This window comes from Acinetobacter sp. YH01025, from assembly GCF_013420185.1.
GTDB lineage: Bacteria > Pseudomonadota > Gammaproteobacteria > Pseudomonadales > Moraxellaceae > Acinetobacter > Acinetobacter indicus.
Window position 1 is genome coordinate 89,673 of the sequence record NZ_VOYR01000004.1, and the last position, 24,218, is coordinate 113,890.

Below are 24,218 nucleotides of genomic sequence, written 5' to 3' on the forward strand. Positions count from 1 at the left end.
TCCAGCAATCATTCTGCCCAAAACACCCCAAGGTCTTGTCTCCTAAAAAAACAACCATTTTCACTTGATCTTAATTGGCTGTTTTTTTCTGCTTGAAATAGCAACTGATAGAGCGTGACACCTCTCTCGCGCAGTACTTTGATAAACGTATATTTGTTGTATTGTCATATATTTTTATTCGTTATTTTTTGCATGAAAATGATCATGATGATGATGTTAAGAGTGAAGCATTGAGGTTAGGGACTTGCTTATCTTTCTTCAGGATTTACTTTCAAACCGTTTAAGTAAAAGTAACAAATTGAAAACTGGGCTACATTTATCTCAATACTAGAAATTTGAGTCTTTTAGATAGAAAAATAATATCTTGGAATTTATTTTTTAATAAAATAATAAAAATCAAATATTTATATTTAAGTTGTGAAATCTAGCCCCGATTTTTGCTCTGATTGCAGTCATTTATCTCTCTTTGGAAGTTTTAATAAAACCTGAAATTTAATTACAAACTTGTACTTTTTTTAAGCAGAAAACTTGGCTTAATTTAACCAATACAGGAATTTACCAAAAAAATTCCGAAAAAATGATTACAAAAATAGAAGATTATGCATAATATTTTTATCTACAGTTGAAAAGGTTAAATTTATGGATCCGTCGCCGGGCCCAGGTCTACATTTCGAATTACACGCTAACCCTATCGGAGAGATGAACTAATGGAGTTTTTATTAGATCCGGGAATTTGGGTTGGTTTAATAACACTTATTATTTTAGAAATTGTTCTAGGTATTGATAACCTAGTCTTTATTGCCATTCTGGCAGAAAAATTACCTCCTGAGCAGCGTGATAAAGCCCGTGTGATTGGCTTGTCTTTGGCCTTGCTCATGCGTTTGGGGTTATTATTCGCAATCTCTTGGTTAGTCACCTTGACTCAACCGCTTATTTCGATATTTGATTTAACATTCTCAGGGCGGGATCTGATTCTCCTGTTCGGTGGTTTGTTCCTGGTCTATAAGGCCGTGACCGAATTGCACGAGAAGATGGAAGGCAAGCCGGAAGTTAAAGTGACCACCAATGTGGTTTATGCCAGCTTCACCGCAGTGGTTGCCCAGATCGTAATCCTGGATGCCGTATTCTCTTTAGACTCTGTTATTACCGCAATTGGTATGGTCGACAACATCTATGTGATGATGGCTGCCATGATTGTAGCGATGGCGGTGATGCTACTGGCGTCTAAACCGCTAACAGCCTTTGTTAACCGTCATCCAACCGTGGTAATCCTGTGTTTAAGCTTCCTGCTGTTGATTGGTATCAGCCTGATTGCAGAAGGTTTTGGTTTCCACATTCCGAAAGGTTATATCTATTCAGGTATTGGTGTGGCCATTGCCATTGAAGCCTTTAACCAGTTTGGGCAGCGTAATGCGGCAAAACATGAAGCGAAAATTCCGCTGCGTCACCGTACTGCAGATTCGATTCTGAAGTTAATGGGCGGCCGTATTGAAACTACGGACATGCATTCAAGTGAAGCACAAGAAACCTTTGCGCATGAAGAGCGTTATATGATTGGCGGCGTATTAACGCTGGCAGAACGTTCGGTTGCGTCGATTATGACGCCGCGTAACCAGATTTCCTGGGTGAACATTGAAGATACACCAGAACAGATTCGTGAGCAGGTATTGTCGGTACCGCACAGTTTATTCCCAGTGTGTCGTGGTAGCCTTGACAAAGTCATCAGTATTGTTCGTGCCAAAGAGCTACTGGATGTGCTAGATGATGAAGAAGCCTTTAAGGCGCTGGTGAAACGTCACCGTCCAATTTACATTTTTGAAAAAATGAAAGTCATTGATGCGATCAATACTTTGCGTACTTCAAAAGGTTCATTGGTATTGGTGAGTGACGAGTTTGGTAATGTGCAAGGTCTGATTTCGCCGCTGGATGTGTTTGAAGCGATTGCCGGTGAGTTCCCGGATGCCGATGAACAGCCAGATTTAATCCGTGTTAACGACACCACCTGGAAAGCGACCGGTATGCTGGACGTTTATCAGCTTGAGCTGGAACTGGGTATGCTGGATCTGGTGGAAGAAGATGCAGGCTATATTAGTGTTGCCGGCTTAATCTTGGATAAAACCCAGGGCGATGTACAAGTCGGTACGCATCTGGACTATCAGGGCGTACACTTTGAAGTCACCGAGCTGGAAGGTAACCGCATTAAAACCGTGATGATTACCTACGCTTAATTGCCAAAAGTTGGTAAATCAAAAAAGCCTCACTGATGTGGGGCTTTTTCTGTTCTGGTGTTTATTTAAAGCTCATCTTTTTTCAAGAGAGTTGCAGTTTTAGATACGTAACTCGGCCGCAATCACCGGCCACAGGTTCTGGTGAGAGCGTTTAAACATCAGCATATGACCAATTGTTTTATGACCATACTGCTGTGGTTTTAGTTCAATCATCCGGGTAGCAGCATTAGGATAAAGGCGCAGTAAATCTTTGACGTTGGCTTCAGTGGCAATTTCGTCATCGGAACTCCAGAGTACGCTCATCGGGCTACGGATGTCAGCATGAAAATCTTCAAATACACTTTTACCAATAGCATTGATCACATAACCGGGTTTGCCGCAAAACTCTGCCCATTGCCGGGCCACATTTTTCGGTAAATTTTCACCCATACCAATAGCCTGGGTCGGGCCATATCCATGGGTAATGCGGGCGATCGGGAAAATGACCTGAAACATTAGTGGCGCCAGTAGTTTGGTGCGTCCTTTAAGGCCTTTGACATGGCCGGTCGAACCCGATACCGCTACAACTTTGGCCACCTTGGCATGGTTGGGGCAAATACCCAGCAGCTGGCCGCCAGCACTATGTCCCAATAAAATCACCTGTTTGGCCTGGTTCAGTTGCAATAGATGCTCGATACCGGCTGCAATGTCCAGTTGGCCCCAATCGACAATACTGGCTTGTGAGTGCTTTAATTTCCCTTGTAAAGAGCCGCCAATACCGCGAAAATCAAAACTGAGCACGTCATAACCTTGCTGGCTTAACCACTCGGCAAAAGGATGATAAAACCCTTGAGTAATACCGGTGGCGGGACAAATTAGAACTGGGTAAGGCTGCTTTTCAGCCTGATGGGTATAGAAGCGGCCACTCAGCTGATAGCCATCTGCGCAGGTGATATGGACGGGATCAAACGAAGTCATAGGATGAATATTAAAAAAAGTGAATGACTCTAATGTAAAGGAGTTTGCTGTGAATGCAGTTGCAATCTCTGACTTCGGGGTCATGCGGACAGGCAATTCAAATAAGGACAAAACGAAATGAATGCAATGGATCTTGATGTTACGGTGAAAGGGGCGATTCTGGCCAGCGGTATATTTTTATGGGTGGGCATGCTGACCGGGGTATGGAAATACTGGCAGATTCGGCATTCACCACAGGCGCGTGCTCATTATTATGTCGATATTGCGCATCGTAGCAGTTTGCTCTATGCGCCGGCCAGTCTGATTCTGGCAGCCATGGCTTATTTTTCGGTATGGTCCACCGAACTGAATTTGCTACTGGTGGCAATTAACCTGTTTTTCTTTGCTTTTTCAATCTTGAGTTATGCACTGCATGGCTATTTAAAGGACACCACCAATCAGTTTAAAACTCCGCATCAGTTGGGCAAATGGCATCTGCCAAAAAGTTTAATGAGTCTGGCGATGTTGCTGCTGGTACTGGGTGAGGTACTGGCCACCTTGCTACTGGTGGTGGGTGCGGGACTGTATTTATGGGCTTAAGTGAGTGTTGCCAAGACGTGTAAAAGGCTATTTTTCTGATTCTGAGCAGATGGATGAATGCTCATCCATCTGGGTGGGTTAAAGATTATGAATTGTGCTGATCGATGGGAGCCGGCTGTCGATATTTTTCATCGACCACAGCCCAAATATAGAAGGCGATACAGACGATTAGTGCGTACATAAAGTATGCCGGTTTCAGGTTGCCCTGAATCAATCCTTGAAAGACCAGCGTCAGCAGCAGCGCAAAGGTGGTGCTGAGGAAAGTCACTAAATTGTTATTTGCCTTCAGAGCGTTAATGAAGACTTGCTTATTGAAATGTAATGATAACATCTCCATCCCTCCTGTATTTTGATCAAAAACAGACTATTTTGATCGGATTAGTTTGTTTAGTTGTACTGCGAATTGCAGTGTATTTCAAGCGCCTATCGCAATATTTTGAAAGAACATAGTGTGTATAAATAAATGCTCGAATTCAGTTCATTTATTTACGGAATATTAGGGCATCACTGTAAAGAAGTGAGTAAAGATGTAGCATTATTTATGCCAGCTTAACAATAGGGCAGCTATTAGGCTTTGGTAGAAGGTATGCAAAAAGAGGGTAAAGAGGAGCATTGCGCTGAATTGAAGGGTTTCAGAGAATGAGGAGAAGCGAAAGTGGATGAGCTTACTTCAATAGGCTTAGAAGTTAAGCAAGATTGAGCTAAACCAGACTGAAAGAAAGTGACACAATAAGAGTCAGTTTGGGTAAAACTTGACCATTATTGAGCAATTTAAAATCGGGTTTGGGTAAAACCAGACTTTAACGACTCGGGTTAAGGCTTAGTGTTTAACCTTGTCGATCACAATACAAATCAGCAGGACAATGGTAGATGGAATCAGCCAGGCCAGGTTTTGCGCGCTTAACGGTAAGTTCAGTAAAGCTTCTGGTAAAAAGCCATCTAACCCCGCCACTTTTAAGCCATCAATCACGCCAAAGAATAAGGCTACTGCGGTGACCGGACGAATTACACGCGCTGGAGAATGGAAGTTTTTCCAGAAAAAGCCCAGTAAGATCACTACAATCGCAGGCGGATAAATCGCACTTAATACCGGCACTGAGAGTGCAATCAGTTTGGTCAGACCGAGGTTGGAAATCACCAATGAGAAACCGACTAATACAAATACCCAAGTACGATACCTAATGCGGGTAATTTGCGAGAAGTATTCTGCACAGGCACAGGTCAGGCCAATCGCGGTTACCATACAGGCAATGAAAATCATGGCACTTAAGAATAGTGAGCCTAAGTCACCAAAAGCATGTTGCACATAGGCATGCAGGATCACTGCGCCATTGGCTGCATTCGGTGCTACTTCATGACTGCCCAAGCCCAGTTTGAACAGGCTTAAATACACCAGGGTTAAACCGATACCAGAGATCAGTCCGGCAATCATGGCGTATTTGGTCATCAGCTTTTTATCGCTGACCCCACGCGAACGCATGGCATTAATAATCACAATACCAAATACCAAGGCACCCAGGGTATCCATGGTTAAATAACCATTGACGAAACCTTCAGAGACTGGACTGTTGATATAGTTATTAATGGCTGGCGGAATATGACCCGCGGGAATGAACGTTGCTGCAACACCCAGAATAATTAACGATAAAATTTTCAGGGGCGACAGGAAATAACCCACCGTATCCAGAATCTTGTTGGGATACAGCGCAACAATAGTCACTACAATAAAGTAGATCAGACTGTAAATCAGCAAGCTGCTCGGAGCTGCACCAAAATAAGAAGAGAAACCAATTTCATAAGAAACGGTTACGGTACGGGGAATGGCAAATAAAGGGCCTACCGCTAAATAACACACCACGGTCAAAATCAGACTGGCTGCTTTGCCCAGTGGCGAACTTAAAAGCTGGATCGAACCTTCTACACGAGACAGGGCAATAATGGTCAACACCGGCAAGCCCACGGCTGTAATTAAAAAGCCGAAAGCTGCTAACCAAACGTGTTCACCTGCCTGCTGTGCAACAATAGGCGGAAAGATAATATTGCCGGCACCGATAAATAGTGCAAAGGTCATTAAACCTAAGGCAATAATATCCCGTGTACGTAAACTCGTCATAAGGGAGATAGATCGGTTAAACAAAAGAAAGCGATTCTAGAACATGGCAACTGCTTTGGCTAATTTATTTTATAAATCTTATGAATTATTTTTATATCTTGGCTTGGGAAATTGATCGGGTTGTCAAAAATTAGTGAAACTATATTGTTGATTTAATTTTTAAAAGATGAAAACTGTTAAATATCAAAAGATAAATTTGAAAAAACAGTCAATAAATATAAAGGTTTTTAATTGTTGAATATTTAAGCAGTAGTGGGTTTGTGGCAGATGGAACCGCTTGTGATCAAACAAAAGTCACTGAAAAGGACTATACTAAGCAAATGTTTCATAGGGGATTTTAAGCATGAGAGCGTCTGCCGTATCGATTAAAACCGAGCAGGATTTAGAAAAACTGCGTATTTCAGGTCGTTTGGCTGCTCAGGTTTTGGCGATGATCGGGGAGCATATCAAGCCGGGCGTGACCACTGAATATTTAGATGACCTGTGTCACGACTATATTGTCAATACCTTGCAGGTGATTCCGGCCAATGTCGGCTATTGCGGCTATACCAAAACCACCTGTATTTCACCGAATGAAGTGGTTTGTCACGGTATTCCATCTGCGTCGGTTGTGCTTAAAGATGGCGATATTATCAATATTGATGTGGCGGTAATTAAAGACGGCTACTACGGCGATACCAGTCGCATGTATTACGTTGGGACAATCAAGCCGGAAGCGAAAAGGCTGGTCGAAACCACCTATGCGGCGATGGTCGCAGGGATTCATGCGGTGAAGCCGGGTGCGACTTTAGGCGATGTTGGTCATGCAATTCAAACTGTCGCGCAGCAGGCCGGCTATAAAGTGGTGCGTGAATATTGCGGGCATGGTATTGGTAAAATTTATCATGAACAGCCAAGTGTACTGCATTATGGTCAGCCGGGTCAGGGGCTACAACTCAAGCCAGGTATGGTGTTCACGATTGAGCCGATGGTGAATGCCGGCGGCTCCAGAGTCAAAGAGCTCAATGATGGCTGGACCGTCGTGACCACCGATAAATCACTTTCTGCACAGTGGGAACATATGATTGCCGTGACTGAAACCGGCTTTGAAGTGCTGTCGCCGTGGCCGGAAGGTACCGGAGCATACCCGGAAATCTAGCTATAAAATGGCTTATTTATACTTTAAAAGTATTAAGTGATATAAATTGGCTATTTGTTAATGCTGTCTTTTGTACATATTATGTATTCATAGATTCTTGCTGTAGTTTCTAGTTTTTATAGCTTATCCATCCCTGGATAAGCTTTTTTTTTGCCTGAAATTTGATGGTTGGCTTTAACGCTGTGACAGTTTTTCCACCAGAAAATCAATAAACACCCGTACCGCCGGTAATAGCCCGCGACGGGATGGATACACGGCATGAAAAACCCCGTGCGGCGCATGCCAGTTCGGTAGTACGCGTACCAGTTCGCCTGACTGAATATAGGGTTCCACAATATTGTCCGGGAGCAGGGCAATCCCACAGTCCTGACGGGCCAGTTGTGCCTGTAGCATCAGATCCGAACCCATTACGGTCGGGTTGACTTTAATTTTCTTCTGCCGCTGATGTTCATCATAGACCACAATATGCTGATCGACATGATCATCAGCCATACTGAGAATATGATGCTTGGCCAGATCTTCCGGCTGTTTCAGGTCGCCGTGCTGGTTTAAATAGGCCTGACTGGCAAAGAGATGCTGTTCAATGGTTTCAAAGGTACGAATCACCAGATTCGGATCATCATCCAGATTGCTGCGTACACGCAAGGCCAGATCAATCCCTTCATTAATCAGATCAACCCGGCGGTTACTGACCAGAAGCTGGACTTTAATTTCCGGATAGGTCTTTAAAAATTCCGGCAGAATTCTGGACATTTCATTCTGGGCAATGGAGACCGGCAGGCTAACTTTAATCAGGCCGCGCGGCTGAATACTCAGATGATCAACCAGATCATGCGCTGCCTGTGCTGCATTGGCCATCACCTGTGCATGTCGATACACGTTCATGCCAATATCGGTTACGGCAAAATGGCGGGAATTGCGCTGAATCAGGCGCACGCCCAAACGTTCTTCCAGATTGTGCACACGGCGGCTCAGTTTGGATTTGGGGATATCGGTTGCACGTTCTGCGGCGCTAAAACCGCCATGCTCAACCACCTGGGCAAAGCAGTAAAAATCATCGAGGTCCGAAAGCATGTGTAGTTATTCCATTTATGCAACGATAAGCAGATTAAATTATGATTGTTCTGGGCTGTCAATTTGATTTGTGCGGTTTTTGCAGCGTCTCTTTTCGCCGTTGTCATGTCTGGTGAGCTTAAGTTATGGCTACAAATCCTTTACACTAAGGATAAAGTCCATGAGATGATCAATACATGTCTTATCAACTGATTCAACAGCCCGATGCCGATGCCAACGTGATTTGTCCTTGCTGCCAGCAGGCGATTATTGACTGGTCACAAGAGCAGTATATTCAGCCCTGTGAGCATACGCTGTTTGTGGCGCTGGATTTGGGTTTTGAATATATTGCCGATGTATTTGAAGCAACCATGGCGCGTAGTGTCGATGAAATTCACGCACATGATGATCAGCTGAATATGTTTCAGGAACTGACCACAGCCAGCTTTCCGCATTATCTGATCATTCGCACTGATTTGGGTGTGCAGGATTTATCGCGTTATATCGGCATTGCTGTACCAGAATCCAATTAAAAAAAATAAGCTCCATAAGGAGCTTATTTTTTATCATAAAGATCAGGCTGGTTTAGCCTTCAATTTCTTCCTCGACATCATCATCAGCACTGTCCATGCCCAGTTCTTTCAGCTTGCGGGTCAGGGTATTACGTCCCCAGCCCAGCAGTTCAGCGGCATGGCGTTTGCGGCCACGGGTCTGTTGCAGCGCGGCATTAATCAGGGTGCGTTCAAACATCGGTGTGGCGATGTCCAGAATTTTCATTTCGCCGTTTTTCAGTTTCTGTACGGCCCATTGACCCAGCAGCTCATCCCAGTGATGGATCGAGACGCGGTCTAAATGCAGATTGGACGGTACATCGCCTGATTTTTCAATTGGAATCTGTTTCAGTTCCGAAGGTAAATCTTCCGGATAGACTTCACGGCCGGTAATCATGACGGTTAACCAGCGGCAGGTGTTTTCCAGCTGGCGCACGTTGCCTTGCCAAGGCAGTTGCTGCATATACTCCTGGGTTTCCGGACGCAAGATTTTCGGACTCACGCCTAGCTCTTTACCGGCACGCGCCAGGAAGTGCTGCGCCAGCATTGGAATATCTTCACTACGATGCGCCAGTTTTGGAATATGAATCCGGATCACGTTCAGACGGTGATACAAGTCTTCACGGAAACGGCCTTCGTGTACCAGCTTTTCCAGGTCTTGGTGCGTTGCTGCAACAATACGCACATCTACCTTCACCGGAATATGGCCACCAACACGGTAGAATTCACCATCGGCTAAAACACGTAATAAACGGGTCTGGGTTTCAAATGGCATATCGCCAATTTCATCCAGGAACAAGGTGCCGCCATTGGCCTGTTCAAAACGGCCCTGACGCTGGGTGTTGGCGCCGGTAAAGGCACCTTTTTCATGACCAAATAATTCGGTTTCAATCAGGTCTTTCGGAATGGCGGCCATGTTGAGCGCAATAAACGGTTTGCTGCTACGCGGTGAATGGCGATGCAGGGCATGTGCCACCAGTTCTTTACCGGTACCCGATTCACCATTAATCAGTACGGTAATATGCGATTGTGATAAACGGCCAATGGCACGGAATACTTCCTGCATTGCCGGTGATTCACCAATAATTTCGGTCGACTGAATGGGCTGTGCGGTTTTGGCTGATTCCTGTTGCTGTAATTTGGTGATATGCAAAATGGCACGATTCACCAGCGCCAGCGCTTCATCAATATCAAACGGTTTTGGCAAATATTCAAAGGCACCAGTTTGATAGCTCGACACTGCAGATTCCAGATCCGAATGTGCAGTCATGATAATCACCGGTAAATCTGGATAGCTGGCTTTGACTTTACCGAGGAAGGTCAGGCCATCAATACCCGGCATACGGATATCGGTCAGAATTACATCCGGTGCATCGACACCCAGTTGCTCCAGGGCAGATTGGGCTTCTTCAAAACTGGTAACGTCAAAGCCTTCTTCCTTGAAGGTTTTTTCCAGTACCCAGCGCATGGCACGATCATCATCAATTACCCAAATTTTATTTCGCGACATGGTTAGACTCCCAAGGTATATATAAGCTAAATATTGTTTTTCCTGGAACAGATTGGCACTCAATCATTCCGTTGTGTTGATGCATAATATTCTGTGCGATGCTCAGGCCCAGTCCGGTGCCTTTGGCGCGCGCCGTAACCAGCGGATAGAACACCGATTCAATAATTTCTTCCGGCACACCGGGGCCATTGTCTTCAATATCAACCCGCACCACCGAGCGGTGAATCACGCCATTAATGGTGACCAGGCGCTGAATACGGGTTCTTAAAATCAGTTCGGGTTGATGTTCTACAAAGAACTCCTTGTTTTCCATCATGGCCTGTACCGCATTGACGCTAATATTCAGCATGACCTGAATCAGCTGGTCACGATCCGCCATCACTTCCGGCAACGACAGGTCATAATCCCGGATGATTTTGACTTTTTTCTTGGTCTGGTTGGCAATCAGCGAACGCACGCGTTCCAGTGGTTCATGGATATTGACCAGTTCGTAACTCGGTAACTGACGTGAACCCAGCATGGTGTCAGCCAGATTTCTGAGCCGATCGACTTCATTAATAATAATGTCGGTAAACTCGGCATATTGAGAGTCATTCAGACTGCGTGCCAGTAGCTGGGTTGCACCGCGAATCCCGGCCAGTGGATTTTTAATTTCATGCGCCACGCCGCGCACCAGTTGCCGCGCCACCTGATGCTGTTGAATCAGATTTTCTTCTTTGGAAATTTTCAGCATCCGGTCAATCGGATTCAGTTCAATCAGCAATAAAGGATGATAGCTTTTGCCGGCATTCAGCTGCGAAGCGGTGTAATCGACATGAATGTCTTTAAAGTTGACATTAATGGTGGCTTCACGGCGGGTATAAGGCTGTCCGGTGCTTAAAGTATTCTGTAGTGCTTCGTAGGTATTAAATTCATCGGTCGGGAGATGCAGTAAATTCATTACCGGCTGTCCGGCAGCACGTAATAAACTGATATCAAACAGCGCCTCACAAGATGAATTGAGGTAAAAAATATTCAGGTTGCTGTCAACCAGTAAAATGGCAGTGGTCAAATTGTCCACTAAAAGGCGATAGTCGATAGCCGGGCTTTGATCCATTAGCGGTGGCATCCTGTATTAAAATAGCGCAATGGTATCTTCATAAAGCAATAGGTTTCTGAATTAAGAACGTTAATGATGCAAATTAAGCAAAATGCACGCCAACTTTGTTCAAATTCCTGTAAATCAAGCCAATTTATGAGAAAAATGCGCTGAAATGGACGGGTTGATTCAGGTATAGCGGATAACGCCAGTGCTGTAAACCAAAAGTGAATCAAAATGGTGCAATATTGTGTATAAGCCGGCTTTAGTGGTTGTATTTTGGTGCATTATGCAAAGAGTGGGCTATTTCTCTATTTTTATGGCCAGAAAAGTCATACAATACGCGCATTCTAGTGGAGCGCAGATTCATGAAGTCCCCCAAAGTCGGTTTTGTTTCTTTAGGTTGTCCTAAGGCATTGGTAGATTCTGAACGAATTTTAACTCAGTTAAAGACTGAAGGTTATGATGTCGCATCGGATTATGACGGTGCTGATTTAGTCGTGGTTAACACCTGTGGTTTTATTGAATCTGCAGTACAAGAGTCTTTAGACGCCATTGGCGAAGCCATGAATGCCAATGGTCGCGTCATTGTGACTGGCTGTTTAGGTAAAGACGAAGACAAGATTCGTCAAATGCATCCGAATGTCTTAAAAGTGACCGGTGCAGCAGCCTATGAAGAAGTCATGGATGCCGTGCATCAGTATGTGCCGGAGCCGCCAAAGCACAATCCGTTTATTGATCTGGTGCCAGAACAGGGGATCCGTTTAACCCCGAAACATTATGCCTACCTGAAAATCTCAGAAGGCTGTAACCACCGTTGTACCTTCTGTATCATCCCGAGCATGCGTGGTGATTTAGTCTCCCGTCCGGTCGGTTCTGTTCTGGAAGAAGCCGCAGCGCTGAAACGTGCTGGTGTAAAAGAAGTTCTGGTCATTTCTCAAGATACTTCAGCTTATGGTGTGGATACCAAATACAAGCTGGATTTCTGGAACGGTCAGCCGGTTAAAACCAAATTCTATGACATGTGTGAAGCCCTGGGCCAGTTGGGCATCTGGGTCCGTTTGCACTATGTCTATCCTTATCCGCACGTCGATGCTGTGATTGACCTGATGGCGCAAGGCAAAATCTTGCCGTACCTGGATATTCCATTCCAGCATGCCAGTCCGAAAATCCTGAAACTGATGAAACGTCCGGCGCACAGTGAAAATACACTAGAGCGCTTAAATGTATGGCGTGAAAAATGTCCGGATCTGGTGATTCGTTCCACCTTCGTGGTTGGCTTCCCGGGTGAAACCGAAGAAGACTTCCAGATGTTACTGGACTGGTTGAAAGAAGCGCAGCTGGATCGTGTCGGTTGCTTCACCTATTCACCAGTAGAAGGTGCAACCGCGAATGATCTACCAGATCATGTGCCGGAAGAAATCAAGCAGGAACGTTATGAACGTTTCATGCAGGTGCAGCAGGAAATTTCAGCTGCAAAACTGCAAAAACGCATTGGTCAGACCATGACTGTGCTGGTGGATGATCTGGAAGAAGAATTCCCGGTTGCCGTTGCGCGTTCTTATGCAGATGCACCTGAAATTGATGGTAACGTGTTTGTTGAAGATATCGACAAGTCAAAAATTAAAGCAGGCGATTTGCTTGAAGTCGAAATTACCGATGCAGATGAATACGATTTATTTGCCAAGCTGATTGCGATCAAATCTGCTTAAGTACTGATATACAGAAAAAATTTAAATTAAATACTTTGGAGTTTGATGATGTTGGATTCTAAAAAGCCACGTTATGAACGTATTTTGCTGAAGCTTTCAGGCGAGGCACTGGCGGGTAATAAGGATATGGGGATTGATGCCCAAATCCTTGATCAGATGTCTTTGGCAATTGCACACCTGGTCGGTCTGGGCGTGCAGGTCGGTATCGTGGTTGGTGGCGGTAACCTGTACCGTGGCAGCCAGTTACAAAAAGACGGTCTGGTCGGTCGTGTGACTGGTGACCAGATGGGTATGCTGGCAACTGTGATGAACGGTCTGGCCATGCGTGATGCTTTAGTACGCCGTAACATTAAAACACGTCTGCTTTCAGCACTGCCAATTGGTACCGTTGTAGAATCTTATTCAAGCCGTGATGCAATTCGCCACTTAACCCAAGGTGAAGTGTGCGTATTCGTTGCCGGTACAGGTAACCCGTTCTTTACCACAGATACAGCTGCCTGCTTGCGTGGTATTGAAATTGAAGCCAATCTGATTCTGAAAGCCACCAAGGTAGATGGCGTTTATAACAAAGATCCAAGCAAATACGAAGATGCGGTGAAATATGACACCCTGACGTTCGATCAGGTGTTAGATGAAAAGCTCGGCGTGATGGATTTAACCGCAATCTGCTTATGCCGTGACCACAATGTACCGTTACAGGTATTCGATATGAATAAAGCCGGCGCTTTACTTTCAGTGGTTATGGGTGAAAAAGAAGGAACTCACGTTACGAACTAATGTACGTGGGCCTGAAAGCTCTTTATACTACACGCTATTTTAGTAATTACATCTTTAAGAATTAAGTAAGGAAGATCATATGATTAACGATCTTAAAAAAGACAGCGAACAGCGTATGCAAAAGACTCTGGAGTCTTTGGAGCAAGGTTTTGCCAAAGTTCGTACCGGCCGTGCCCATCCATCAATCTTAAACGGTGTGATGGTTCCTTACTATGGCTCAGATGTGCCGTTAAACCAGGTGGCGAACGTGGGTGTTGAAGATTCACGTACTCTAATCGTACAGCCATTTGAACGTACCATGGTGTCTGCAATTGACAAGGCGATTCGTGAGTCTGACCTCGGTCTGAACCCGATTACCGCTGATTCGATTCGTGTGCCGCTACCAGCTTTAACCGAAGAAACCCGTAAAGACATGCAGAAAGTTGCGCGTTCTGAAGCGGAAAATGCCAAAGTGGCGATTCGTAACATCCGTCGTGACGTCTTGGGCGATATCAAAGCATTGTTGAAAGAAAAAGAAATTTCTGAAGATGATGAACGTCGTGCAGGTGATGATATCCAGAAAATCACAGACAAATATGTTGCTGAAGTCGACAAGCGTTTGGCTGCTAAAGAAGCTGAGTTGATGAAGGTCTAATTGTCGATGACCACATCTGAAGACTGTCAGACGCTTCCAAAACATGTTGCCATCATCATGGATGGCAACAACCGTTTTGCCAAGAAAAATCAATTGCAAAAAGGCGACGGTCACCGTGAAGGTAAAAATATTCTAGATCCGATTGTTGACTATTGTCGCAGCAAACACATTCAGGCACTCACCGTTTTTGCATTTTCAAGTGAAAACTGGAATCGTCCGCAATATGAAGTTGATTTACTCATGCAATTGCTGGAAGACACGATTCATGAGCAAATGCCGCGCATGGAAAAATACCAGATTGCCTTGCGTTTTATTGGTGATCGCAGCCGTTTATCCCCACATCTACGTGACTTGATGTTGCATGCTGAACAAAGGACTGCTAAGTTCAGTAGCATGACTTTAACCATTGCTATCAGTTATGGGGGCATGTGGGATATGGCAGAAGCAGCCAAACAGATTGCGGCTGATGTGCTGGCCAATAAAGTCGCGCTGGAACAGATTGATAGCACGCTGTTCGGTCAATATGTGTGCCTGGGCGATTTACCGCCTGTGGACCTGTTGATTCGTACGGGTGGAGATTATCGGCTGTCCAATTTCTTGCTTTGGCAGGCCGCGTATGCCGAACTGTACTTTACTCCGACCTTGTGGCCAGAGTTTAGTGTGGAAGAGCTGGATGATGCGTTTCATGTGTTTGCAGGACGCGAACGTCGCTTTGGAAAAACTTCAGAGCAAATCCAACAAGAGAAACTTGAGAATTAATACATGTTAGAGCGGATAATTACCGCATTGGTATTGGTCGCTGTGGTGCTGAGCTGTATGTTTGCAACTCAGTCCCATTATCCAATGTTTGTGCTGATGATTTTTGCAGCAGGGGTTGCGGGCTATGAGTGGTTCAAACTCATGCCAAGAACAACAAAATATGTCATCAAGCCCATGGCTTGGGGTTATGGTCTGGTGACCGCCGCTCTTTCCGCGCTTGCTTTATATTTTAGTGATATTGCGTTATTGCTGTGGTCAGCCTCGATTTTAACCTGGCTGCTCAGCCTGTATTGGGTCAAATCCTATCCTGAATATGATGGCTGGTACAATCCAAGCCTGAACTTTATTGGCTTTGTGCTGATTTCTGCCGCCGTGACTGCCATTTATGCGGTCTGGACCCATTCACCGTGGTGGCTGATGTATCTGTTCCTGCTGGTTTGGGGTGCAGATTCAGGCGCTTATTTTGTCGGACGCAAGTTTGGTAAAAAGAAACTGGCACCACATGTCAGTCCAAACAAATCGGTGGAAGGTTTATATGGTGGCGTGTTTACCGCCATCCTGATTGTGCTGTTTGTAGAAATTGTCTATCTGGACTTAAGCCTGACCCAACATATTTTATTCCTGATTCTGTCCATGATAACCGTGTTTAGTTCGGTACTGGGCGATCTGTTTGAATCCATGATCAAACGCCGTGCCGGAATTAAAGACTCTGGTCGTATTCTGCCAGGACATGGTGGAGTGCTGGACCGCATTGACTCCTTGCTCGCAGCGGCTCCAATCTTTGCTGCAAGCATGTATGTACTGAAACTTATTGGCGTAGATTTATAGATGTTACAAGCTGTTTGTATATTGGGTGTTACAGGTTCAATTGGTCAAAGCACCTTAAAAATACTGCAACAACATCCTGAAAAATATTCGGTATATGCCGTAACGGCTCACAGTCGTATTGCTGAGCTGGTTGAAATATGCAAACAGTTTCATCCCAAAGTGGCCGTGGTACCTGCTGCACAGGTCGATTCCTTAAGACAGCTGTTACAGCAGGCCAATCTTGCCGATATTGAAATCCTCTGTGATGAAGCTGGTTTAATAGCTGTGGCTTCACATCCTGAAGTGGATGTGGTGATGGCGGCAATTGTTGGTGCCGCAGGTTTAATGCCAACGTTGGCCGCAGTGCAGGCCGGTAAGCGCGTGCTACTGGCCAATAAAGAAGCCCTGGTGATGTCCGGTGACCTGATGATGCAGGCAGCGCGTGATCATGGCGCTTTATTATTGCCGGTCGATTCCGAACACAATGCAATTTTCCAGTGCCTGCCGCAAAACTATTTTGAGGTCGAGCGTAATGGTCAACCAAAACTGGGTGTGCAGCAGATTCTGCTGACCGCATCGGGTGGGCCATTTTTAAATCATAGTCTGGAACAGTTACACAGTGTGACCCCGGCGCAAGCCTGTAAACATCCCAATTGGTCTATGGGTCAAAAAATTTCCGTCGATTCCGCCACCCTGATGAACAAGGGTCTGGAGCTGATTGAAGCCTGCCATTTGTTCGCAGTAAAAGAACAATTTGTTACAGTGGTGGTGCATCCACAGAGTATTATTCACTCCATGGTTCAATATGTCGATGGAACAACTTTGGCGCAAATGGGTAATCCGGATATGTGTACGCCAATTGCGCATGCGTTGGCCTGGCCGGAACGTCTGCAGACGCACGTTCCGCCGCTGGATTTATTTATCCATTCACAGCTGAATTTTCAGGCACCGGACACCACGCGTTTCCCGGCCTTAAAGCTGGCACGTCAGGCCATGCAGGCAGGTGGTATTGCACCGACCTTGCTAAATGCGGCCAATGAAATTGCAGTGGCATCTTTCTTGCAAAACCAGCTTGGGTTTACCCAGATTCCAGAAATTGTTGAACAGACCCTGAATCATCTGGCCAATCGCGCCGCAGATTCAATTGAAACCATTCTTCAGGCAGACCAGAATGCCCGTGCTTTTGCACAGCAGTGTGTGATTCAGACAGGAAGCTAAGACATGAGTGCCTTATTTATTATTGTTGCGGCCATTCTTTTGTTGGGGCCGTTAATTGCAATTCATGAATTTGGGCACTACTTTGTTGCACGCAAACTGGGGGTCAAAGTCCTGGTTTATTCTATTGGTTTTGGCCCGACAGTGCTGAAATGGACCTCGAAGAAATCCGGTATTCAATATCAGCTCTCGGCTTTGCCTTTGGGCGGCTATGTCAAAATGCTGGATGAACGTGAGGGCAATGTGGCAGAAGAAGATCTGCCTTTTGCTTTTAACCGTCAGCATCCGTGGAAACGGATCGCGATTGTCGCGGCAGGTCCTTTAATTAATCTGGTTTTTGCGATTGTACTGTTCTGGATTCTGTTTTTACCGTCGCAGGAACAGCTGAATACCCGTGTTGGGAAAGTCTTGCCACAAACGCCCGCAGCTGAAGTGAATATGCAGCCGGGTGACCGGATTACCGCAGTCGATGGTACCCAGGTCAGCACTTGGGAAAAACTGAATTTTGCGCTGGTGGATCGTGCTGGTGAAACAGGTACCATTCATATTCAGGCCAACCGCGATGGTCAGCCACAAAACTTTCAATTACCGATTCAAGATTTCTTGAAAGATCAATCTCAGTCACCACTTGAGGTGCTGGGCTTTACGCCATATCGTCCGAATATTCCAGCAGTGGTCAGCAAACTGAGTGAAGATGGCGCTGCCATTCGTCAAGGGATGAAAGAAGGTGACCAGATTTTAGCGATTGACGGTGTTGTCATGAAAGACTGGTACGATGTGGTACAAGTGGTACAGGCATCGCCAGAGAAACTGTTGAAGATTGATGTGTTGCGTCAAGATCAGCGGGTACAGCTGGAAATTATGCCGCAGGCCAAACGCGACAATATGGGCAACACCACCGGTATGTTAGGTGTACAAAGTGACCCTGGAAAAATAACAATTCCTGAAGAATATAAACAAACCATTCAATATAGTCCTACAGAAGCCTTAATGATGGCGGTCGATAAAACCGGTCAAATCTCCTCGATGATTTTGAACTCCATCGTCAAAATGGTGCGTGGTCTGATTGGTTTAGATAACCTGTCTGGCCCGATTACCATTGCCAAGGTGGCAGGACAAAGCGCTGAAATGGGCTGGCAAACTTTTATTTCGTTTATGGCCCTAATGAGTGTAAGCTTGGGTATTCTAAATTTACTGCCAATTCCAATGCTGGATGGTGGACATTTGGTTTATTATTTTATAGAACTAATTCGTGGTAAACCTGTTTCTGAACAAATACAATTAGTTGGTTTAAAAATTGGTATGGTATTGCTCGGTAGCATGATGCTTCTGGCATTATTTAATGATTTTATGCGTTTATAACAACGTGGATAGGCAATAAATTTAACATTGGAAAAGACTGGCATGCAGCACACACATTTATTTATGCCTCTGGCACTGGTTAGTGCTATGGCAGCAGTACAACAAGTATATGCAGCAGATGAATTTATCGTAAGAGATATACAAATTGACGGACTTGTTCGTTTAACGCCAGCCAATGTTTATGGAATGATTCCTGTAAATAGTGGTGATCGTGTCAACGATGCCACCATTGCAAATGCAATTCGCAGCCTGTATGCCACAGGTTTATTCGATGATATTAAAGCTGCCCAGCAAGGTGATACCTTGGTGTTTCAGGTGGTAGAACGTCCGATCATTTCAACAGTCGAATTTAAAGGCAATAAATTAATTCCAAAAGAAGCCCTTGAAGAAGGCTTAAAGAAAATGGGCGTGGCTGAAGGTGAAGTGCTGAAAAAGTCTGCTTTGCAAACACTAGAATCGGAACTTGAACAGCAATACATGCAGCAAGGCCGTTATGATGCCGATGTCAAAGTCATTACCACAGCACGTCCGAATAACCGCGTCGACCTGACCATCGAGTTTATTGAAGGTAAAGCGGCCAAAGTTTTTGATATTAATATCATTGGCAATACCGTCTTTAAAGACAGTGAAATTAAACAGGCCTTTGCAGTTAAGGAAAGTGGCTGGGCGTCTGTGATTTCACGTAACGACCGTTATGCGCGTGAAAAAATGGCAGCAAGCTTGGAAGCTTTACGTGCGCTGTATTTAAACCGTGGTTATATCAACTTTAATATCAATAATTCGAGCCTGAACTTAAGTGAAGACAAGCAGCACATCTTCATTGAAGTGTCGATTGATGAAGGTGAGCAGTTCAAATTTGGTCAAACCAAATTCCTGGGTGATGCTTTATATGCACCAGAAGAATTAAAAGCGCTGCAAATCTATAAAGATGGTGAAACCTATTCGCAAGAAAAGGTCAATGCGGTTAAACAGCTGCTGCTTCGCAAGTATGGTAATGCGGGTTATTACTATGCAGAAGTAAATGTGGTACCGCAAATTAATGAAGAAACCAAACAGGTTGATCTGAACTATTACATCAACCCGGGTCAGCAAGTCACAGTACGCCGCATTAACTTCAGTGGTAACACCAAAACTGCCGATGAAGTGCTACGTCGTGAAATGCGCCAGATGGAAGGTGCATTGGCCAGTAACGAAAAAATTGATCTGTCTAAAGTCCGTTTAGAACGTACTGGTTTCTTTAAAACCGTGGATATTAAACCGGTGCGTGTTCCGAATGTGCCGGATCAGGTTGATCTTAACGTTGCGGTGGAAGAACAGCATTCTGGTACCAGTACCTTGGCGGTGGGTTTCTCGCAAAGTGGCGGTGTAACTTTCCAGGCCGGTTTAAGCCAGACCAACTTCCTGGGTACCGGTAATGCCGTGTCGATTGACTTGTCGCGTTCTGAAACACAGGACTACTATAACCTAAGCGTAACCGATCCGTACTTTACCATTGATGGTGTGCGTCGCGGTTATAATATGTACTACCGTAAAACCAAACTGGATGATGACTATAACGTTAACAACTATGTGACCGACAGTTTTGGTGGCGGAATTAACTTCGGTTACCCAATTGATGAAAACCAAAGCATTAGTGCAGGTTTAAATATTGACCAAACTGAAGTTACTACAGGTGCGGGTGTATCAACCTATGTAAGAGATTATCTCCTAGCAAATGGTGGCAAAGAGACAGGAAGACAAGATTCATTTTGTAAACCTGAGTTCTGGAATGCTGCTACACGTGAGTGTAGTAATCCATCGAAGTTTTTCGATGAATTTAAGGGGGAATTCCTAACTTATAATCTGAATTTAGGCTGGTCATATAACACCCTTAACCGTCCAATTTTCCCAACAACGGGGATGTCGCATCGGGTGAATGCAGAAATTGCCTTGCCGGGCAGTGATGTGGAATATCAAAAAGTCACTTATGATGCACAGGCCTATTATCCGCTGGGTAAAGATTTTGTATTACGCGGCTATGGTAAATTGGGCTATGGTAATGATTTACCATTCTATAAAAACTATTATGCCGGTGGTTATGGCTCGGTACGTGGTTATGATAACAGTACGCTTGGTCCAAAATATGATGGTGTTTATTTTAGTGAAAGAGGTGAGCCAGACCCATCCCCAGAAGAAGTGGGTGGTAATGCTTTAGTACAGTTTGGTACTGAACTGGCTTTGCCGGTACCATTTAAAGGGGACTGGGCACGTCAGGTTCGTCCGGTGATTTTTGCTGAAGGTGCACAAGTCTTTGATACTCAGTGTGATGTTCAAGCCACGGATGCAGGCCGTCAATACTGTAAAGATAATTACGGCTTTGACTTCGGTGAAATGCGTTATAGCGTCGGTGTCGGCTTTACCTGGATTACCATGATTGGCCCATTGTCCTTAAGTTATGCATATCCGCTGAATGAAAAACCAGGCGATGAAACCAAGAATATCCAGTTTGAAATTGGCCGTACGTTCTAAGTACGGTCTGTTCATGGATGCTTGAAATAGGGATAGATCAAGATGAAGAAGATACAACTGGCGGTTTTAGGTTTCACACTGTCCTGTGCCGCAGCGGCACAGGCGGCAGGTTATGGTGTGGTCAGCTTAGAGCGTGTGGTTGAAAGCAGCAGCTATTTAAAACAGCAAAATAGTGCATTGCAACAATCGCTTAAACCTCAAACCACTAAACTTGAACAGCTGGGTAAAGAGCTGGAAAATTTGCAGCAACGTGCCCAGCAGTCAGCGAACTTATCTGAAGCCGATAAGCAGAAATTATCGGCGCAGTATCAGGCCAAGTTAAAAGAATTTAATACTTTACAGCAAGGTTTGCAGACCAAAGTGCAGGCTGATCTGCAAAAAATGAATGACAATTTTGAGCAGCGCATCAAGCAGGCAGCAGAACAATTGCGTAAAGAAAATAATTTAGATGTGGTTTTGAACAAAAACTCAGCACTTGCCTATGACCCTAAGTATGATTTAACTGATAAAATGATTCAAAAGGTTAATGCAATCAAGTAATCAATGAGTTATCAACATTATCGCTTAGAAGAACTTGCTCGTCTGGTCCAGGGTGAGCTGGTCGGTCAGGCCGATTTAGGTCTCCAGGGTTTAGCGAGCCTGGAGCTTGCTGAACCGCAGCACATTGCTTTTGTCAATGCTGACAAGTATGTGGAGCAGGCAAAAGTGTCTAAAGCGGGTGCTTTAATTGTCACGCCCGAGTTACAGCAGCAGCTTGATACGCATCAGAACTTTATTGTGGTGGCAAATCCCTATTTGGCGTTTGCAATTTTAACCCATGTCTTTGAGCGTAAGCACACTCAAACCGGTATTGAAAGTACCGCACAAATTCATCCCTCAGCGATCATTTCCGAAAGTGCTTATATTGGCCATTATGTGGTGGTGGGTGAAAATTGTGTGGTGGGTGATAAAACCATTATCCAGTCGCACAGCAAAATTGATGATTTTGTTGAAATTGGTAAAGAATGTTTTATTGATTCGCATGTCACCATCACTGGTGAAGCCAAAATTGCTGATCGGGTCCGCATTCATGCCAATACCGTGATTGGGAGTGAAGGCTTTGGTTTTGCTCCGTATCAGGGCAAATGGCACCGTATTGCACAGTTAGGTTCAGTACAGATTGGTAATGATGTACGAATTGGTTCGAATTGTAGTATTGACCGTGGTGCGCTGGATGACACAATTTTGGAACATGGTGTCATAATTGATAACCTTGTGCAAATCGCCCATAACGTGAAAGTAGGGGCCAATACTGCGATCGCTGCAAAATGCGGTATTGCCGGCAGTACCATCATTGGCAAAAACTGTATTCTGGCAGGCGCATGTGGAGTCTCTGGTCATCTTTCTATTGCTGACAACGTGACTTTAACCGGAATGTCAATGGTCACAAAGAGTATTTCTGAACCAGGAACCTATTCTTCGGGCACCGGTGCATTACCAAATGCGCAATGGAAACGCGCGGTGATTCGCTTTAGACAATTAGCAGATGTGCCATTGACCCAATTGCAGAAAAGACTCGATCATATGCAGACTCAAATTGAGTCCCTTGAATCAACTTTAAAATTGCGTAAATAATTATGATGACTGAGTCGAATACCCCAACATTTACGAAACCTGAATTGCCAATGCATATTCAAACCATCCGTGAATATTTGCCACATCGTTATCCATTCTTATTGGTAGATCGAATCGTTGATGTAACTGACAATGGGATTGTGGGTTATAAGAACGTTTCGATTAATGAAGAGTTTTTACAAGGACATTTCCCTGAATATCCAATTATGCCAGGGGTGTTGATTGTAGAAGCGCTGGCACAGGTTTCAGGCGTGCTTGGCTTTATTATGAATAATCAGAAACCGACTGCGGGTGCATTATTCCTATTTGCCGGTGCCGAAAAAGTTAGATTTAAAAAACAAGTGGTTGCAGGCGACCAACTTGTATTAAAATCTGAATTAGTAATGCAGAAACGTGGTATTTACAAATATAATTGTATCGCCACGGTCGATGGCATTGTTGCAGCAACCGCGGAAATTATGATTTCGCATCAGAAAACAGAGCAAGCATGAGCAATAACCCCCTCATTCACCCCACCGCTATAATTGACTCCTCTGCAGTCATTGCGCCTGATGTGCAAATTGGACCTTATAGTATTATTGGTCCGAATGTCAGCATTGGTGCGGGTACAAAGCTGCATTCACACGTGGTGGTGGGTGGCTATACCCGTATTGGTGAGCATAATGAGATTTTCCAGTTCGCAAGTGTTGGCGAAGTCTGTCAGGACCTGAAATATCAGGGTGAAGAAACTTGGCTGGAAATTGGTGACTATAACCTGATTCGTGAACATTCCAGCTTACATCGCGGGACGGTTCAGGACAAAGGCATCACTAAAATTGGTAGCCACAACCTGTTGATGGTCAATACGCATATTGCTCACGACTGTATCGTGGGTGATCACAATATTTTTGCCAATAATGTCGGTGTCGCAGGGCACGTGCATGTCGGTGATTATGTGGTGGTGGGTGGAAACTCGGGTATTCATCAGTTCTGTAAAATTGACTCTTACAGTATGATTGGTGGCGCATCTTTAATTCTGAAAGATGTACCGGCCTATGTGATGGTTTCGGGTAATCCTGCGCATGCTTTTGCTATGAATATTGAAGGTATGCGTCGTAAAGGCTGGTCGAAAAATGTGATTCAAGGATTACGGGACGCCTTTAAACTGATTTACAAATCAGGATTAACCACTGAAGAAGCCATTCAGAAAATCCGTGCAGAGATTCTGCCAGAAGTGCCGGAAGCACAGCGTTTAATTGATTCACTAGAACAGTCTAAACGCGGGATTGTACGCTAACACGCTGTTTGAAGCTGATTCAAAAAACTGCTCCAATTGGGGCAGTTTTTTTATATCCAGATTTTGAGGTTTCTTGAACATCAGATACAAATTTCTACTCGTGCTTGGCCCGGATTTTGCTCATATTCAAGCTATACAATAAAAATTATTGCGGGAGAGCGGCACTTGGTGCTCGCCGAAGGAGCAACGACCCCGGAAACTCTCAGGCAAAAGGACCGTAATAATTCAAAAATCTGGAGAGAAGCACGCGCAGTGCTCACCGAAGGGGATGGTTGGGCTGAACATCAGTTCAATCGAAGCTCTCAGGTACCCTGACAGATGGGGCATCACGTCTGGAACAGCTGTTC

Annotated in this window: 22 protein-coding genes and 1 riboswitch; of the genes, 16 read left to right on the forward strand and 6 right to left on the reverse strand. The window is 44.8% G+C overall.

Going from position 1 to position 24,218, the window contains the following annotated elements:
- Positions 1 to 707 precede the first annotated feature (707 nt).
- Positions 708 to 2,228, forward strand: a complete 1,521-nt coding sequence (locus tag FTT89_RS06215; RefSeq protein WP_075166799.1) for a transporter associated domain-containing protein — start codon at positions 708 to 710, stop codon at positions 2,226 to 2,228.
- Between the two features lie 99 nt (positions 2,229 to 2,327).
- Here the strand turns inward: FTT89_RS06215 and FTT89_RS06220 are convergent, their stop codons facing one another.
- A complete protein-coding gene (locus tag FTT89_RS06220) occupies positions 2,328 to 3,185 on the reverse strand; it encodes an alpha/beta fold hydrolase (RefSeq protein WP_180134084.1) in 858 nt (285 codons plus the stop codon).
- Positions 3,186 to 3,302: 117 nt separating this feature from the next.
- On the opposite strand from FTT89_RS06220, the gene FTT89_RS06225 reads away from it, so the two are divergent.
- Complete coding sequence (locus tag FTT89_RS06225) at positions 3,303 to 3,764, forward strand: hypothetical protein (RefSeq protein WP_180134085.1); 462 nt, start codon at positions 3,303 to 3,305, stop codon at positions 3,762 to 3,764.
- Between the two features lie 85 nt (positions 3,765 to 3,849).
- On the opposite strand, the gene FTT89_RS06230 is transcribed toward FTT89_RS06225, so the two are convergent.
- Together FTT89_RS06230 and brnQ are read right to left on the reverse strand one after the other, a co-directional pair.
- Complete coding sequence (locus FTT89_RS06230; RefSeq protein WP_005177570.1) at positions 3,850 to 4,095, reverse strand: hypothetical protein; 246 nt, start codon at positions 4,093 to 4,095, stop codon at positions 3,850 to 3,852.
- A gap of 489 nt (positions 4,096 to 4,584) precedes the next feature.
- On the reverse strand, positions 4,585 to 5,877 hold the full coding sequence (gene brnQ, locus FTT89_RS06235; RefSeq protein WP_127799491.1) for a branched-chain amino acid transport system II carrier protein: 1,293 nt from the start codon (positions 5,875 to 5,877) through the stop codon (positions 4,585 to 4,587).
- A gap of 343 nt (positions 5,878 to 6,220) precedes the next feature.
- Here brnQ and map point away from each other — a divergent pair, with 343 nt between their 5' ends.
- On the forward strand, positions 6,221 to 7,015 hold the full coding sequence (gene map / locus FTT89_RS06240) for a type I methionyl aminopeptidase (protein ID WP_075168198.1): 795 nt from the start codon (positions 6,221 to 6,223) through the stop codon (positions 7,013 to 7,015).
- Positions 7,016 to 7,189: 174 nt separating this feature from the next.
- Here the strand turns inward: map and FTT89_RS06245 are convergent, their stop codons facing one another.
- A complete protein-coding gene (locus FTT89_RS06245) occupies positions 7,190 to 8,089 on the reverse strand; it encodes a LysR family transcriptional regulator (protein ID WP_168395258.1) in 900 nt (299 codons plus the stop codon).
- 176 nt (positions 8,090 to 8,265) lie between these two features.
- Between FTT89_RS06245 and FTT89_RS06250 the strand changes: the two genes are divergently transcribed.
- Positions 8,266 to 8,601 carry a hypothetical protein gene (locus FTT89_RS06250; RefSeq protein WP_005177579.1) on the forward strand — a complete coding sequence of 112 codons (336 nt, stop codon included), beginning with the start codon at positions 8,266 to 8,268 and terminating at the stop codon, positions 8,599 to 8,601.
- Between the two features lie 52 nt (positions 8,602 to 8,653).
- Here the strand turns inward: FTT89_RS06250 and glnG are convergent, their stop codons facing one another.
- Positions 8,654 to 10,129, reverse strand: coding sequence for a nitrogen regulation protein NR(I) (gene glnG / locus FTT89_RS06255; protein ID WP_005177581.1), 1,476 nt, complete (start codon positions 10,127 to 10,129; stop codon positions 8,654 to 8,656).
- The gene (gene glnL, locus FTT89_RS06260) at positions 10,116 to 11,225 is read right to left on the reverse strand and encodes a nitrogen regulation protein NR(II) (protein WP_005177582.1); all 1,110 of its coding nucleotides are present in this window, start codon (positions 11,223 to 11,225) and stop codon (positions 10,116 to 10,118) included. The genes glnG and glnL overlap by 14 nt, the downstream gene beginning before the upstream one ends.
- Positions 11,226 to 11,575: 350 nt before the next feature.
- Between glnL and rimO the strand changes: the two genes are divergently transcribed.
- The 12 genes from rimO to lpxA all read left to right on the forward strand — a co-directional run bounded on the left by rimO (position 11,576) and on the right by lpxA (position 23,871).
- Entirely contained in the window at positions 11,576 to 12,919 is a 1,344-nt protein-coding gene (rimO, locus tag FTT89_RS06265; RefSeq protein WP_005177586.1) for a 30S ribosomal protein S12 methylthiotransferase RimO, read from the forward strand.
- Between the two features lie 48 nt (positions 12,920 to 12,967).
- Positions 12,968 to 13,696: a UMP kinase gene (gene pyrH, locus FTT89_RS06270; RefSeq protein ID WP_005177594.1), complete on the forward strand. Its 729-nt coding sequence runs from the start codon at positions 12,968 to 12,970 to the stop codon at positions 13,694 to 13,696.
- A 79-nt stretch (positions 13,697 to 13,775) separates the two neighbouring features.
- Positions 13,776 to 14,330: a ribosome recycling factor gene (gene frr, locus FTT89_RS06275; protein ID WP_005177597.1), complete on the forward strand. Its 555-nt coding sequence runs from the start codon at positions 13,776 to 13,778 to the stop codon at positions 14,328 to 14,330.
- A gap of 6 nt (positions 14,331 to 14,336) precedes the next feature.
- Positions 14,337 to 15,089 carry a polyprenyl diphosphate synthase gene (uppS, locus tag FTT89_RS06280; protein WP_005177599.1) on the forward strand — a complete coding sequence of 251 codons (753 nt, stop codon included), beginning with the start codon at positions 14,337 to 14,339 and terminating at the stop codon, positions 15,087 to 15,089.
- Positions 15,090 to 15,092: 3 nt separating this feature from the next.
- Positions 15,093 to 15,917, forward strand: a complete 825-nt coding sequence (locus FTT89_RS06285; protein ID WP_045795728.1) for a phosphatidate cytidylyltransferase — start codon at positions 15,093 to 15,095, stop codon at positions 15,915 to 15,917.
- Positions 15,918 to 17,114, forward strand: coding sequence for a 1-deoxy-D-xylulose-5-phosphate reductoisomerase (gene ispC / locus FTT89_RS06290; RefSeq protein WP_005177604.1), 1,197 nt, complete (start codon positions 15,918 to 15,920; stop codon positions 17,112 to 17,114). It begins immediately after the preceding gene.
- A 3-nt stretch (positions 17,115 to 17,117) separates the two neighbouring features.
- Positions 17,118 to 18,473, forward strand: coding sequence for an RIP metalloprotease RseP (gene rseP, locus FTT89_RS06295; RefSeq protein WP_104498766.1), 1,356 nt, complete (start codon positions 17,118 to 17,120; stop codon positions 18,471 to 18,473).
- An 87-nt stretch (positions 18,474 to 18,560) separates the two neighbouring features.
- A complete protein-coding gene (bamA, locus tag FTT89_RS06300) occupies positions 18,561 to 20,981 on the forward strand; it encodes an outer membrane protein assembly factor BamA (protein ID WP_373685555.1) in 2,421 nt (806 codons plus the stop codon).
- Positions 20,982 to 21,023: 42 nt separating this feature from the next.
- On the forward strand, positions 21,024 to 21,521 hold the full coding sequence (locus FTT89_RS06305) for an OmpH family outer membrane protein (RefSeq protein ID WP_180006525.1): 498 nt from the start codon (positions 21,024 to 21,026) through the stop codon (positions 21,519 to 21,521).
- A gap of 3 nt (positions 21,522 to 21,524) precedes the next feature.
- A complete protein-coding gene (lpxD, locus tag FTT89_RS06310; RefSeq protein ID WP_104509726.1) occupies positions 21,525 to 22,595 on the forward strand; it encodes a UDP-3-O-(3-hydroxymyristoyl)glucosamine N-acyltransferase in 1,071 nt (356 codons plus the stop codon).
- 5 nt (positions 22,596 to 22,600) lie between these two features.
- Positions 22,601 to 23,086 carry a 3-hydroxyacyl-ACP dehydratase FabZ gene (fabZ, locus tag FTT89_RS06315; RefSeq protein WP_087662207.1) on the forward strand — a complete coding sequence of 162 codons (486 nt, stop codon included), beginning with the start codon at positions 22,601 to 22,603 and terminating at the stop codon, positions 23,084 to 23,086.
- Entirely contained in the window at positions 23,083 to 23,871 is a 789-nt protein-coding gene (gene lpxA, locus FTT89_RS06320; protein WP_016658197.1) for an acyl-ACP--UDP-N-acetylglucosamine O-acyltransferase, read from the forward strand. The genes fabZ and lpxA overlap by 4 nt, the downstream gene beginning before the upstream one ends.
- Before the next feature lie 141 nt (positions 23,872 to 24,012).
- A riboswitch (glycine riboswitch) is annotated at positions 24,013 to 24,099 on the forward strand.
- The last annotated feature ends 119 nt before the right edge of the window (positions 24,100 to 24,218 follow it).

Excerpts from the sequence above, each read along its gene's own strand:
- FTT89_RS06215 (WP_075166799.1), top strand. The coding sequence starts at position 708 with ATGGAGTTTTTATTAGATCCGGGAATTTGGGTTGGTTTAATAACACTT.
- FTT89_RS06220 (WP_180134084.1), bottom strand. The coding sequence starts at position 3,185 with ATGACTTCGTTTGATCCCGTCCATATCACCTGCGCAGATGGCTATCAG.
- FTT89_RS06225 (WP_180134085.1), top strand. The coding sequence starts at position 3,303 with ATGAATGCAATGGATCTTGATGTTACGGTGAAAGGGGCGATTCTGGCC.
- FTT89_RS06230 (WP_005177570.1), bottom strand. The coding sequence starts at position 4,095 with ATGTTATCATTACATTTCAATAAGCAAGTCTTCATTAACGCTCTGAAG.
- brnQ (WP_127799491.1), bottom strand. The coding sequence starts at position 5,877 with ATGACGAGTTTACGTACACGGGATATTATTGCCTTAGGTTTAATGACC.
- map (WP_075168198.1), top strand. The coding sequence starts at position 6,221 with ATGAGAGCGTCTGCCGTATCGATTAAAACCGAGCAGGATTTAGAAAAA.
- FTT89_RS06245 (WP_168395258.1), bottom strand. The coding sequence starts at position 8,089 with ATGCTTTCGGACCTCGATGATTTTTACTGCTTTGCCCAGGTGGTTGAG.
- FTT89_RS06250 (WP_005177579.1), top strand. The coding sequence starts at position 8,266 with ATGTCTTATCAACTGATTCAACAGCCCGATGCCGATGCCAACGTGATT.
- glnG (WP_005177581.1), bottom strand. The coding sequence starts at position 10,129 with ATGTCGCGAAATAAAATTTGGGTAATTGATGATGATCGTGCCATGCGC.
- glnL (WP_005177582.1), bottom strand. The coding sequence starts at position 11,225 with ATGGATCAAAGCCCGGCTATCGACTATCGCCTTTTAGTGGACAATTTG.
- rimO (WP_005177586.1), top strand. The coding sequence starts at position 11,576 with ATGAAGTCCCCCAAAGTCGGTTTTGTTTCTTTAGGTTGTCCTAAGGCA.
- pyrH (WP_005177594.1), top strand. The coding sequence starts at position 12,968 with ATGTTGGATTCTAAAAAGCCACGTTATGAACGTATTTTGCTGAAGCTT.
- frr (WP_005177597.1), top strand. The coding sequence starts at position 13,776 with ATGATTAACGATCTTAAAAAAGACAGCGAACAGCGTATGCAAAAGACT.
- uppS (WP_005177599.1), top strand. The coding sequence starts at position 14,337 with ATGACCACATCTGAAGACTGTCAGACGCTTCCAAAACATGTTGCCATC.
- FTT89_RS06285 (WP_045795728.1), top strand. The coding sequence starts at position 15,093 with ATGTTAGAGCGGATAATTACCGCATTGGTATTGGTCGCTGTGGTGCTG.
- ispC (WP_005177604.1), top strand. The coding sequence starts at position 15,918 with ATGTTACAAGCTGTTTGTATATTGGGTGTTACAGGTTCAATTGGTCAA.
- rseP (WP_104498766.1), top strand. The coding sequence starts at position 17,118 with ATGAGTGCCTTATTTATTATTGTTGCGGCCATTCTTTTGTTGGGGCCG.
- bamA (WP_373685555.1), top strand. The coding sequence starts at position 18,561 with ATGGCAGCAGTACAACAAGTATATGCAGCAGATGAATTTATCGTAAGA.
- FTT89_RS06305 (WP_180006525.1), top strand. The coding sequence starts at position 21,024 with ATGAAGAAGATACAACTGGCGGTTTTAGGTTTCACACTGTCCTGTGCC.
- lpxD (WP_104509726.1), top strand. The coding sequence starts at position 21,525 with ATGAGTTATCAACATTATCGCTTAGAAGAACTTGCTCGTCTGGTCCAG.
- fabZ (WP_087662207.1), top strand. The coding sequence starts at position 22,601 with ATGACTGAGTCGAATACCCCAACATTTACGAAACCTGAATTGCCAATG.
- lpxA (WP_016658197.1), top strand. The coding sequence starts at position 23,083 with ATGAGCAATAACCCCCTCATTCACCCCACCGCTATAATTGACTCCTCT.